Below are 12,451 nucleotides of genomic sequence, written 5' to 3' on the forward strand. Positions count from 1 at the left end.
TCGGCGGCATGAACCTGAACGCCGCCACCGGGCGCGACAGCACCGCGCAGCAGCAGGTGCTGACCATGGGCGGCGCCGCCGGCCGCGGCGCCCGCAACCAGGTGCTCGGCGGCCACAACCTGAACGCCGCCACCGGCAAGGGGTCCTTCGCCGACCAGCAGGTCGTCACCATCGGCGCGCAGTAAGCGCGAGGCACCGGCGTCCCGGCCCCGCCCGCGGGCGCCGGGACGCCCCGACGCGCAACCAGGAGGACTGCCGGATCCGCCACGCTGCCGGCGCGTCGCCGCCGGGCACCGGCATCGCCCGGCCCCGACCGCGCCCATGGCCGCCCGGCAACCTGCTTCGGACCCGGGCGCGACCATCCCCAAGCCGGCGCGGCGGCCAAAGCCTGCCTCTCCTGCCCCAGGCAGGGGCAAGCCACCCCGCCGCAACCCGGTGTTTCTCCGAATCCCGCCAAATCGCGCCGCGGTAGTAACCACGGTGGTGCCGCGGTCGAAACCTCCAGGCCGGGGCAGTCAGGATCGGCCCGCCAACCCGCCGTCTCGGCAGGTTGGCGGGCCGGGAGGTCGCCATGCCCATCCCCCCGACCGGCAGGGTTCGCCTGCCGGGTGCCAGCCCGGCCGCCGCGGCGGCCGACCTGCCCCCGCTGGGCAGCCCATTGACCTTCACGCTGACGGAGGACACGGCGCGCAGCTTCACCGCGGCCGAGCTGCTGCGCGGCTGGCGCGACCCGGAGGGCACGGCGCTGCGCATCACCGGCCTCGGCCCGGTTACCGGCGGCACGGCCGTGCTGGGCACGGATGGGCGCATCGCCTTCCGCCCGGCGCAGGACCTGAACGGCAAGGCCGCCGCCAGCATCACCTACACGGTCGCCGACGCCACCGGGCAGACCAGCACCGCCACCGCGGCGATCGACCTGCGGTCGGTGAACGATGCCCCCATCCTGGCGGCGCATGACTTCGCCATCGCCGCCGGCACCACGCGCAGCCTCGGCGCGGCGGAATTGCTGGCTGGGTCCTACGACATCGAGGGCGATGCCTTCGGCATCATCGGCATCTGGGGCGTCGTGGGCGGCAAGGCGCTGCTGCAGCCGGGCGGGGCGGTGCGCTTCACGCCGACGCCCGGCCTAGCCGGGAACGACGTCGCCGGCTTCAACATCAAGGTGCGCGACGCCGCCGGCGGCATCCGCAGCGTGTTCCACAGCATCGACGTGACCGGCCGGCTGGCCGGGCCGGATGCGGCGCTGTCGACGACCGAGGACGTGCCGCTCAGCCTCCGCCCCGATGCGCTGCTGCAGGGCTGGACCACGGCCGGGACGCCGCGCATCGTCTCGGTGGCCGAGGCGAAGGGCGGCAGCGTCAGCCTAGTCGCCGATGGCAGCGTGCTGTTCCGCCCGACCGCCGACCTGAACGGCAAGGCGGCCGGCGGCTTCGCCTTCACCGTGGCGGATGGCCGCGGCGGCACCGCGACGGCGCATGCGGTCGTCGACATCGCCGCGGCGAACGACGCGCCGGTGCTCGACAGCTTCGCCCTGGCCGGGCGCGCGGGCACCGCGCTGCGGCTGTCGGCGGCGGATATCCTGTCGCATGCCCGGGATGCCGATGGCGATGCGCTGCGCGTGGTGGCAGCGGGCGATGCGCAAGGCGGCGCGGTGCGGCTGCTGGCCGACGGGACGGTGCTGTTCACGCCGGACAGGCCGGGCCCGGGCGGCTTCAGCGTGACCGTGGCCGACCCCGCCGGCGCCACCGCGCGGGCCACCGTGACGGTGCAGTCCGCCGCCGCGCCGCCTGGCCGCGACGCCCTGCCGGACGAGATCCTGACACCCGGCGAATATCTCCGCTCCGATCATCTCCTGCGGCCCATCGCCAGGGCAGGATCAAGGCTCGAGGCGCTGACGACCTTCGGGTACAACGACACCGGGCCGGACGGCCATCATGCGCTGGTCGATGTCTGGGGCTATGCGCTGGACGCGGATTCGCGGGACGGCCCGACCCTCGCGCTCGGCAAGCCGAGCGGCAACTGGCTCAGCCTGCTGGAGGATCTGCACCAGAGCCCCGATGCCAGGATCCGCGTCTACCTGAACCGCGACTTCGGCACCTATGTCGACGGCCAGTATGTCGCCCCGCCTGCCGAGGTGCAGGCGGCGGAGGCGCAGCTGCGGATGCCCAGATATGGCCCGGACGGCAAGCCGAACGGCGATACCGCCTGGAACTACAGCCTGTCCCAGGGGGCGATCGATACCATCGTCCGGTATTGGGCCAGCAAGGTCGCCGCGGTGGACACGGCGCTGAAGGCGGCCGGGCACAAGGTGGACTTCGTGCTCGACCAGGGCGAATGGGGCCCGGGCGTGCTCGGCTTCGACTACTGGACCATCGTCAGCGACCCGACCATCCGCGCGACGCTCGAGCGCGACTACCTGGTGCACCCGGATGCGCCGGTCGATCCCTATGCCTGGCTGCGCTACGATCTCTGGAGATACGTCTCCGATGTCGCCGCCAAGGTGCATGGCGCGGTGCTGGACGCGACGCTCGCCGCGGTGCCGGACACCGGCGAATTCCTCTTCTACATCAACAGCGGTGCGCAGGATCGCGGGCGCTATGGATCCTGGACCGACTGGGGCCATGACCCGGCCATCACCCTGCATCGCTTCGGCACCATCCCGGTCGCCGAATCCTACACCTACAGCAACAACAGCTTCGGCGTCGGCGAGCAGAACATCGTCCGCAAGCTGCTGAACGCGGTCGGCGAGCAGTTCAGCCTCGGTGAGCCGCTCGCCTACAATTTCGTCACCTCCGGCTGGTGGGATGCGGTGGCGACGGAGGGACAGCACGAAAGCTGGATCGGCTACCTCAAGCTCCTGTACCTGACCGGCCAGATCGGCGCCAATGCCGGCTACTACAACAACGACATCTGGAAGCGCGACCTGGGCGACGTCGCCACCGCCGACACGCCCGACTATCTCGACCAGATCGTCATCCTCGGGCAGGTGCATGCGGCCTTCACCTGGCTCGACGACTTCATCCTCGACGGGCACCTGCTGCCCGGGCCGTTCCAGCACTACTACTCGAAGATCCGGCCAGCCTATGAGATGCCCGTCTACGAGAACGGCAGGCCGGTGGACGAGGCGACGCAGCCCGTGCATGCGCTGGCGCGCATCAATGCCGAAGGCACGAAGCTGCTGGTCAGCGTCTGGGCGGGGGACGCGGTGGACCGCCCCGTCTCGGTCGATCTCGCCTCCTCCGGCATCGCCGGCATCGGGCGGGTCGACCTGCTCGCACGCCAGGCCGGCACCCTCTACATCGTGGAAGCGAAGGACGGCCGCGCCGTCGCCACGCTCCTCGACACCGATCCCGACCATCCCAGCATCGGCGTCGCCGGATACGTCACCGGCCAGCACCTGCTGCAGGAGGGCACGGCGGACGCCGATACGCTGCTGGGCGGCGCGGCCGGGGAAGCGCTCTACGGCTTCGGGGCCGCCGACCGGCTGGAGGGCGGCGGCGGCCAGGATACGCTGCTGGGCGGCGACGGCGCCGATACGCTGGCCGGCGGCGGCGGCGATGACAGCCTGGAAGGCGGCCATGGCCAGGACCTGGCGGTGTTCGGCGGCCGCGCCGCGGACTATGCCATCGATCGGCTGGGCAGCTTCGCCTACCGGCTGACCCATGCCGCCACCGGCCAGGCCGATGTGCTGCGCGACGTCGAATGGCTGCAATTCGCCGACCGCACCGTGGATGCGCTGCGGCAGCTGGAAGGTCGCTACGACGCGTCGGCCCATGGCTTCGCCCTGGATGCGGAGGACTATCCGGTCGTCACCGAACAGCCGCGCGAGATCCTCGACGGCTACCAGGGCTTCCAATGGGATCATGCGGCGATCGTCAACCGGACCTATTCGGGTCCGATCGGCTATTCGCCGACCAGCGGCAGGCGGAGCTTCGTGGTCACCGAGGCGCTGGGCGGGGAGGAGAATGCATCGCGCGAAGGCCCCGCCGGCTCGCCCTTCGCGCTGTGGCGGGCGACGCCCTTCACGCCCGTCTCGGCGAATTTCGCCGCCGGGTGGCGCGACTTCCAGACGCTGACCATCAAGGCCTATGCCGATGCCGCGGGAACCCAGCCCCTCGGCACCCAGGTGGTACAGCTCGGCATCCTCGGCCGCGTCGTGCCGGTCGCCTTCGACGCGACGCTGGCGGATGCCCGGCGGCTGACCGTCTCGGCCGATGACGGCAACCCGAAGACGGCCGACAATTTCGGCTTCGACGACCTGGTGATCGCGGAGGGCGCGCAGGCGGCCGCCGCGCCGGCGACGGTGGCGCCGCTGCTCGACCCCTGGGCGTGAGGGCCGCCCCCGGCCGCCGCCCCGAAGCCTGTCGGGTCGGGGCCGGCATCGGGGCCGGCCGGGGATGGCCGCGGCGCGGGCCAGCGCCCATGGGCGCCGGGGCCCGCCTGGCGCTCAACCCGCCGGGGCATCCTCGGCAAGCGCGCGCAGCCCCTCCGCCTCCGCCAGCCGGGCCTGCAGCGTGGCGCAGAAGCGCGCCACCGCCGCGCCGTCGATCACCGCATGGTCCATGGCGCCACCCAGCGAGAGGATGCGCCGCGGCGCCCCGCCCGCCACCGCCGGACGGGCATCGATGCCGCCCACCGCGATGGACATGGTGAAGGGGTTGGGCGGGAAGGCCACCATGGCGAAGCCCAGGCCGGGGCGCTGCAGGCTGGTCAGCCCGATGGTGCCCTGCACCCGCCGCAGCAGATGCGGGTCGGCGGCGATGCGCCGCAGCACCAGCGCGCGCAGCGGCTTCGGCAATTTCAGCAGGCGCCGCCGCCGCTGCACCTCCTCGGTCCGCGTCAGGTCGCCCTTCAGCGCCGCGCGCAGCTCGTCATGGATGGCCGCCACGCCCTTGCCCTGGGCGGCGCGCACGGTCAGCCCCATCGGCAGCCGCGTGCCGTCCGGCTGGCGGCGGTCCACCACCGTCGCCACATCGGCGTCGCGGAAGGTCACCAGCCTGCCGCCATGGCGGAAGGTCAGCACCTCCGGATGCTGCGCCGCCGCCACCGCGACCGCGTCGATCAGCACGGCATGCAGGGAGACGGGCTGCCGCGTCGCCCGCCGCCGGCGCTCCAGGATCTCGAGGATGCGGGTGACATCGGCCTCGATCATGCCGTGGAAGGTCATCGGCCGGTGCAGCGACAGCATGCCGAGGATGAGGTCGCGGAGCGGCGGCCAGGGCCGTTCGGTGAAGTCCGGCGCCGCCGTCATGCCGCTTGCTCCGTCTGCCGCAGCATCCCGTCCTCCATGTGCAGGCGCCTCGTCACCAGGTCGAGGCAGCGTTCGTCATGCGTGCCCATCACCACCGCGCAGCCCTGGCTGCGGGCTAGGTCGGCCAGCAGCGCCACCACCGCGCGGCCGGTGCCGCCATCGAGCGACGCGGTCGGCTCGTCCGCCAGCACCAGCGCCGGCCGGCGCACCAGCGCGCGCGCCACCGCGACGCGCTGCTGCTCGCCGCCCGAAAGCCGGGCCGTCGGCTCGGCGCCGCGGCCGCCCAGCCCCACGGCCTCCAGCATCGCCAGCGCCGCCGCGCGGTCGCGCCGCGGCTCCGCCCCGGGCAGGGCGTGCAGCGCGGCCTCGACATTCTCCAGCACGGACAGCGATCGCAGCAGGTGGTGGCGCTGGAAGACGAAGCCGATCCGCCGCCGCAGCGCCGCCAGCCCGGCCGCATCCAGCCCCGCCATGTCCTGCCCCAGCAGGCACACCCGGCCCGCCTCCGGCACCCGCAGCGCGCCGAGCAGGGTCAGCAGCGTGGTCTTGCCCGAGCCGGAGGGGCCGGTGAGCGCGACGAACTCCCCCGCCCGCAGGTCGAGGTCGATGCCGCGCAGCACGGTGCGGCGGCGCGGCCCGCTGCCGAAGCCATGGCCGACGCCGCGCAGCGCCGCGACGGCCCGGCTCACGCGAAGAGTTCCAGCGGATCGGCGCGCCGCAGCCGCAGCGCCGCCAGCCCCGCCGCCGCCGCCGCCATGCCGAGGCTGAGCGCCAGCACCGCCGCCATGTCCGCGCCATGGAGGCCGAGCGGCAGGCGCGTCGCCGTCGCGGCGACCCGCGTCACCAGCAGGGCCAGGCCGAGGGCGAGCGGATAGGTCAGCAGCGCCACCGCCACCGCCGCCTGCGCCACCACCGCCGCCAGGAAGGCCGGGCGGTAGCCCTGCGCCAGCAGCACGGCATATTCCGGCAGGTTGGCATCCACCAGGCCGTTGAGCACCTGCAGGATGAACACCACGCCGACCGCGACGCCGACCAGCAGGCCGGTGTTGAAGATCAGCCCGATCGGCGTGCGGCGGGCGTAGAAGCCGCGCTCCTCCGCCAGGAAGGCATCGCGCGTCAGCACCCGCGCCCGCCCCTCCACCCGCGCGGCCAGCGCCGCCGCGACCAGTCCGGCATCCGCCCCCGGACGGAGCCGCACCAGGCCGATCGAGACGCGGTCCAGCGGCACGCCGAGCGCGGCATGCAGCGTCAGGTCGCTGACCAGCAGCGTGCCGTCGATGGTGAAGGACGGGCCGAGCGCGAAGAGCCCGCGCACCTGCAGCACGGGCGCCAGGTCGGCAGCCGGCGTGTAGAGCGGCAGCCGGGCGAGGCCCTCGGCGGCGAAGCGCGCCAGCACCGCGCGGAATTCCTGCCGCGACAGCCGGTCGAGCAGCGCGCTGTCGGGCACCGAGAGCAGGCGCTGCGCCGCCGCCACCTCCGGCAGGTCCAGCACGCGCGACGCGGGGTCGAGGCCGAGCAGCCAGACGGAGAGGTTGCCGCCGGTCTCCCGGCTGCGCACCTGGCCGCTATAGGCATAGAGCGCGGCGGTCTCCGCCACCCCCGGCATGCCGGCGGCGTCGCGCAGCGCCGCGCGCGGCAGCCAGGGCGGCGAGAAGGTCAGGGCGCGGTAGCCGGGGCTGACCAGGACGATGTCGGCGGCCAGCGCCCGCGGCAGCGCGAGCGCGCTGTCGTACAGCCCGTTGCGGAAGGCGACCTGCACCAGCATCAGCATCACCGCCACCGCCACGCCGGCCAGCGCGGCGCCGGACGCCAGGGCGCGGTGCCGCAGCTGGCGGAAGGCCAGCAGCGCGGCGAAGCGCAGCGCCGGCCTCACGGCCGGACCGTGGCCCGGGTCGGCGCCGGTCCCAGCGGCAGGCGCACCTCGACCTCCGCCCCCACCACCGGCGGCAGGGGGCCCAGCGGGCGCACGGTCACCTCCACGATGCGGGCGTCACGGCCGACCAGCACGTCGGAACTGGTGCGGCGCTGCCGCATCACCAGCCGGCCGACCAGCTCCACCCGCCCCTCCACCGGCGCGGCCAGCACGCGGCCGCCGATGCGCGCCGCCTGCCCCGGCGCGACCAGCGGCGCCTCGGCCTCCTCCACCTCGGCCACCACCACCAGCCGGTCGAGCGTGGCGAGCTGCAGGATTCCCTCGTCGCCGATCATCTCGCCGCCGCGGCGCAGCAGCGCCAGCACCGTGCCGGCGAAGGGCGCGCGGATGGCGGTGCGGGCCAGCTCCGCCTCGGCCTCGGCCAGCGCGGCGCGCTGCACGGCGACGCGGGCTGCGGCGGCGCGGCGATCCTCCTCCCGCACCTCGCTCAGCGCGCGCAATTCGGCCTCCGCCTGGCGCAGCGCGGCATCGGCGCGGTCCATCTCCGCCTGCCGCTGCTCCAGCGTTGCCAGGGCGGCGATGCTGGTGGCGCGCAGCGTCTCGATGCGGGCGTGCTCGCGGCGGGCCAGCGTCAGCTCCGCCTCCCGCGCGCGGACCAGGGCGCGCTGCGCCTGGATCAGCGCGGGCTTGGCGGACGCCGCCACCTGCGCCTCCTCGGCCAGGGCCAGGGCCAGCCGGGCGCGCGCCGCCTCCGCCTGGGCCTGCGCGACGGCATGGGTGTCGAGCAGCGCGACCACCTGGCCGGCGGCCACCGCCTGCCCTTCCTCCACCAGCACCTGGCCGAGCACGCTGCGGAACGGGCCGTGCAGCGCGACGACGCGTCCCTCCGGCTCGATCCGGCCGCGGGCGACCAGCATCTCCGGCCCCGCCAGGGCCGCCGGGCGGGCGGCCGGGGCCGGGCTGTCGGCGATCGGCAGCAGCAGCGCCGCAAGCCCGGCCAGCCCGGCCAGCGCCAGCAGCAGGGGCCAGCGCGGCCGTCGCGGCGCGGCGGTCATCCGCCGGCGGCGCCGGGCGCGATCCGGCGCGGCCGGGACCTGATCTGCGTGAAGTCGAAGCGCAGCAGGTAGCGCGCCTCGCCCTCCAGCCACCGCTCCTCCAGCACCTCGGTCCCGAAGCGGCCATAGGCGGGCAGCGGCCGGCGGCGCGCGGTGCCGTAGCCGAAGCGCCGGCCGCGCGCCCGCAGGTCCGCATAGCAGTCCTGCCGGAAGCGCAGCGCGCCGCGCAGGTCGTGCGCCCCATCGGCGAAGAAGGTCAGCATCTCGACGATGCCCGGCTCCTCCGGCAGGACGAAGCCGAAGCGGGCCGCCTGCACCTGCCGCAGCGCCAGGTTCACCGCCAGGGCGCGCCGCACCTGCCCGGCGGCGTCGCGCAGCACGTAGACCACCTGGTCCGCATAGGGGATCGGCGCCGCGATGCGGCCGGCGGCATCGTCCCAGACCCAGAGATGCCGCAGCAGGCCGGCGGGGCGGATGGCGGCGAAGGCATTGTAGAAGGCCCGCTCATAGGCCGCGACGGCTTCGGGATCGGCAGCGTCGAGGATCTCGGCGCCCGCGGGCGGGATCGGCACGATCCTCATCGCTGCGGCACCGGCCGCAGCCGGATGGGGCGGTCGGGCACCAGCGTGGTGCGGCCGCGCAGGCCGACCGGCGCCGTCTCCAGCGGGTCCAGCCGGACGCGCTGGACGATGTGCAGCAGCGCGACGACCAGTTCGAGATCGGCGAAGTGGTTGCCGATGCACTGGTGCCGCCCCCAGGCATAGGGCAGCAGGTTGCGCCGCGCCGCGGCCCCGGCGCCGAGGAACCGCCCGGGCCGGAATTCCTCCGGCGCGTCCCACAGCGCGGGGTTGCGATGGATGCCGAAGATGGAAACCAGCACCGTCGTGCCGCGCGGGATGCGGTAGCCGCCCAGCGCGTCCTCCGCCGCGCAGTCGCGGCCCATGTTGTAGACCGGCGGGTAGAGGCGCATCGCCTCCTCCACCACCGCCGCGGCCAGCGGCAGGCGCGGCAGGTCGCCCGGCAGCGGCGCGCGGCCGCCCAGCACCGGCGCCGCTTCCTCCCGCAGCGCTTCGGCCACCGCCGGGTGGCGCGCCAGCAGATGCAGCAGCCAGGTCAGCGCGGTCGCCGTCGTCTCGAAGCCGGCGGCGAACAGCGTCTTGAGTTCGTTCAGCAGGGCGGCGCGCGGCAGCGGCGGGTCTTCCGGCCGGCCGCGGATCAGCGCGGCCAGCAGGTCGTCCGGCTGTGGCGCCCCGGCCAGCCGGCGGTCGAGCTCGATGCCGAGGAATTCCTCCAGCGTCCGCCGCGTGGCGTTGACGGCGCGATTGACCGGCACCGGCACCCAGAGCGGCCAGCGCACCAGCGACCAGTTGCGGCGCATGAGCTGCGCCAGGCAGGCCTGCACCGCATCGGCGAAGGCGCCGCCCTGCCCGTCCGCAATGTCGATCGAAAGCAGCACGCGGCCGATGACGCGCATGGCGATGCGCTGGGCTTCGCGGCCCGCATCGATCGGCGCGCCATCCGTCCAGCGGCGCGTCGTCGCCGCCACCGCCGCTTCCGTGGCCGCGGCGACGGGGCCGAGGCGGTCGGCGCGGAAGGAAGGCTGCATGCGCCGCCGCCGGGCGCGCCAGAGATCGCCCTCGGTCGCCAGCAGGCCGTCGCCGATGACGGCGCCGAGGTTGCGGTTGATGCGGCCGCGCGGATAGCGGTCCGCGCGCGTCACCAGCACCTCCCGCGCCAGGTCCGGGCGGCCGATCGCCGCGATGCGGCGCGGCCCGAGCCGCAGCGCGACGATGCCGTCATGCGCCTGCAGCGCCGTCGCCGGGAAGCTGTGCGGCGCGGCCGCCATGGCGCGCAGATGCCCCAGCACGCCGCCGCCCGGCAGCACCGGCAGGTCGGGCAGCGCGGCATCGGCAAGGGCGCGGGCGCGGGTCATCGGGGATGCAAAATGCCAAAACTCCCGTCGCGGGCATAGAAACATCGTATCGTCGCCGGAAAGCCGCCGGCGGGCGCCGGCCCGCTCGGCAGCCCATGCGCGGACCGGCCCAGCCTTCGGTCTGCCGCATCCTGCTTTCCCGTCCGCTAACCGCGCCGGCGTCCGGCGCCCGGGATCCGTACGGGAACTGCGCCCTGCGTGCCGCCGCCATCCCGCCTGCCGGCGAAAGCCGGCGCGCGCGGACCGCCCGCGCCCCGAAGCGCAGCGACCTGAGCCCGCGGCTTGCACGGCTGCAGGCGTGGTGATCCGCGCGAGGCAAACGGCGGGCGGGCGCGGCGGCATGAGCCGGCCGACGCAGCCGCCATCGCGGCCGGATGGCGTCCCCGGCGGCCCGCAGCCGGACCCGAAGGCTGCCCCCGATGCGCCGCCCCGTGGCCGGGCGGGACGAGGCGCCGCGGCGCGCCCGCCGCTCCGCGATCCGCCCAGGCGATCGGAGGCCGCACGGATCCATGCTCCGCGCCGCGAAGGCCAGGATGGCCAGGCCCCGCCCGCCTCAGCGCGCGAAGGCCTGCCATTCGAGCACCCGCCCCGGCATGCCGTCCCCCGGCGTCAGGTCCAGCACGGCGGCGATCCTCGCCGTCACGGCGCCCTGGCGCGCCTCCGCCAGGATGCGCCAGACCTGGCGGCGACCACTGCTGGCCGTTCCGGCGCGCTGCGGCGTCCGCAGGCCCGGGCGCATGGGCGCGCCCTGCGGCGCCAGTAGGTCGCGCAGCGCCGCCGGGGCCGCCTCGGGCGCCGGCGCGGCGCGGCCGGTATGCGTGGTGGCCAGGTCGCGCACCGCCTCCGCCAGGCCGGGCGGCACGCCCGGAACCGCATCCAGCTCCGACACCAGCCGCAGCCGGTGCCGCTGGCCGCCCGGCTCGCTCGCCTCCCGCCACGCGACCAGCCGCAGGGCGCTGTCCGTCGCCGCTTCGGCGGGCAGCCCGGCCAGCCGGAACAGCGCGGCCAGCAGCGGCTCCGGCGCCGCATTCAGGTCGGGGCGGCCATCCTCGTCCTCGGCCCGCACCGCCACCATCGCGGCACCGATCCGCAGGTCGAGGCCATGCAGGGGCGGCCGCTGCTCCCGCCCCATGGCCGCCAGCTGGTGCGCCGCCGCCCAGACCCCGCCCTCCGCCGCGGCGCGCGCCGCGGCCAGGTCCACCTCCACCCGCGCCTCGCCGGCGCCCGTCGCGGCCAGCCGCACCACCGCGATGCCGGCGACGCCCAGCAGCAGGGCCAGCCAGAGCGCCAGGACGAGAGCGGCGCCGCGCCGGCGCAGCCGCCGCTCAGGGGCCGGCATCGGCGCGGCGCGGCGCAGCGTCCCGCGGCTGCATCCACTGCATGCGCTGCCGCAGCTCCTCGGTCACCCGGCGCAGCTCGTCGCCGGTCTGCACCACGCGCGGCGTCAGCAGCACCAGCAGCTCCGTCCGCCGCTGCGCGCGGCTGGTGACGCCCAGCAGCTCCCGCACCACCGGGATGTCCTGCACGAAGGGCAGGCCGCTGCGGCTGCGCGTGGTGCTTTCCCGGATCAGCCCGCCCAGCGCCACGGTCTGGCCGTTCGGCACGGTGACGATGCTGCGCAGCCGGCGCTGCTGGATGGTCGGGCTGTCGATGCCGCTGGTCGTGGTGCGGACGGCGTCGGAGACGTCCTGGTCCACCTCCAGCAGGACGCCGCCCGAGGCATTGACCCGCGGCGTGACATCCAGCGAGACGCCGGTGTCGCGCAGCTGCACGGAATTGACCACGCGGCTGTCGGTGATGCCGCCGCCGACCGCCTGCTGCGTGACGATGGGCACCGAATCGCCGACCCGCAGCCGCGCCGTCTGGTTCGCCAGCACCATCACCTGCGGCGAGGAGAGGACGCGCACCTGGGTGATGTTGGACAGCGCCCGCAGCACCACCCGCGCATCGACGCCGCCGGTGAACAGGGTGTTGAAGCCGGGGAAGAGCGGGTTCGCCACGCCGCTCGCGTCCGGTATCGAGCTGAAGGCGAAATTGCCCGACCGGAAGAACCAGGACAGGCCGTAGTCCAGCTCGTCGTTCAGCGTCACCTCGGCGATCATGGCGTCGATCGCCACCTGGCTCGGCGGCTGGTCGAGCAGCATGATCGCCCGCTCCACCACCCGCCAGTCATTGCCGCTGGCATAGACGATCAGCGCGTTCTGCTGCTCGTCCGCCACCACCCGCACCGGGGCCGGCGGCAGGCCTTCGGGGCCGCCGGGGGCGTAGCCGCCGCCGGGTCCGCTCGGCGGCAGGCCGGGGGGCGCGCTCGTCTCCGGCGGCAGGCCGAGCGAGCCGGC

General features: G+C 75.1%; 10 protein-coding genes. 2 read left to right on the plus strand and 8 right to left on the minus strand.

Going from position 1 to position 12,451, the window contains the following annotated elements; all coding sequences use genetic code 11:
* Both E2C05_RS33265 and E2C05_RS22385 read left to right on the plus strand, forming a co-directional pair.
* Positions 1–185: hypothetical protein (locus E2C05_RS33265; RefSeq protein WP_158292301.1), on the plus strand; the 185-nt coding region annotated here is incomplete at its 5' end.
* A 386-nt stretch (positions 186–571) separates the two neighbouring features.
* Positions 572–4,333 carry a cadherin-like domain-containing protein gene (locus tag E2C05_RS22385; protein WP_133221868.1) on the plus strand — a complete coding sequence of 1,254 codons (3,762 nt, stop codon included), beginning with the start codon at positions 572–574 and terminating at the stop codon, positions 4,331–4,333.
* Positions 4,334–4,447: 114 nt separating this feature from the next.
* Here the strand turns inward: E2C05_RS22385 and E2C05_RS22390 are convergent, their stop codons facing one another.
* The 8 genes from E2C05_RS22390 to E2C05_RS22425 form a co-directional block, all read right to left on the minus strand.
* Entirely contained in the window at positions 4,448–5,251 is an 804-nt protein-coding gene (locus tag E2C05_RS22390) for a 2-oxo acid dehydrogenase subunit E2 (protein WP_133221869.1), read from the minus strand.
* Positions 5,248–5,940, minus strand: a complete 693-nt coding sequence (locus E2C05_RS22395; protein WP_133221870.1) for an ABC transporter ATP-binding protein — start codon at positions 5,938–5,940, stop codon at positions 5,248–5,250. The genes E2C05_RS22390 and E2C05_RS22395 overlap by 4 nt, the downstream gene beginning before the upstream one ends.
* A complete protein-coding gene (locus tag E2C05_RS22400; RefSeq protein WP_133221871.1) occupies positions 5,937–7,124 on the minus strand; it encodes an FtsX-like permease family protein in 1,188 nt (395 codons plus the stop codon). Before E2C05_RS22400 ends, E2C05_RS22395 begins: the two co-directional genes overlap by 4 nt.
* Positions 7,121–8,179 carry an efflux RND transporter periplasmic adaptor subunit gene (locus E2C05_RS22405; protein ID WP_133221872.1) on the minus strand — a complete coding sequence of 353 codons (1,059 nt, stop codon included), beginning with the start codon at positions 8,177–8,179 and terminating at the stop codon, positions 7,121–7,123. Before E2C05_RS22405 ends, E2C05_RS22400 begins: the two co-directional genes overlap by 4 nt.
* Complete coding sequence (locus E2C05_RS22410) at positions 8,176–8,760, minus strand: hypothetical protein (protein ID WP_205082973.1); 585 nt, start codon at positions 8,758–8,760, stop codon at positions 8,176–8,178. The genes E2C05_RS22405 and E2C05_RS22410 overlap by 4 nt, the downstream gene beginning before the upstream one ends.
* Positions 8,757–10,112, minus strand: coding sequence for a cytochrome P450 (locus E2C05_RS22415; RefSeq protein ID WP_158292302.1), 1,356 nt, complete (start codon positions 10,110–10,112; stop codon positions 8,757–8,759). Before E2C05_RS22415 ends, E2C05_RS22410 begins: the two co-directional genes overlap by 4 nt.
* A 553-nt stretch (positions 10,113–10,665) precedes the next feature.
* Complete coding sequence (locus E2C05_RS33270) at positions 10,666–11,451, minus strand: hypothetical protein (RefSeq protein WP_158292303.1); 786 nt, start codon at positions 11,449–11,451, stop codon at positions 10,666–10,668.
* Positions 11,438–12,451 (minus strand): type II secretion system protein GspD (locus E2C05_RS22425; protein ID WP_133221875.1); only part of this gene is annotated, 1,014 nt, incomplete at its 5' end. The genes E2C05_RS33270 and E2C05_RS22425, both read right to left, overlap by 14 nt.

This window comes from Paracraurococcus ruber, assembly GCF_004353985.1.
Lineage (GTDB): Bacteria > Pseudomonadota > Alphaproteobacteria > Acetobacterales > Acetobacteraceae > Paracraurococcus > Paracraurococcus ruber.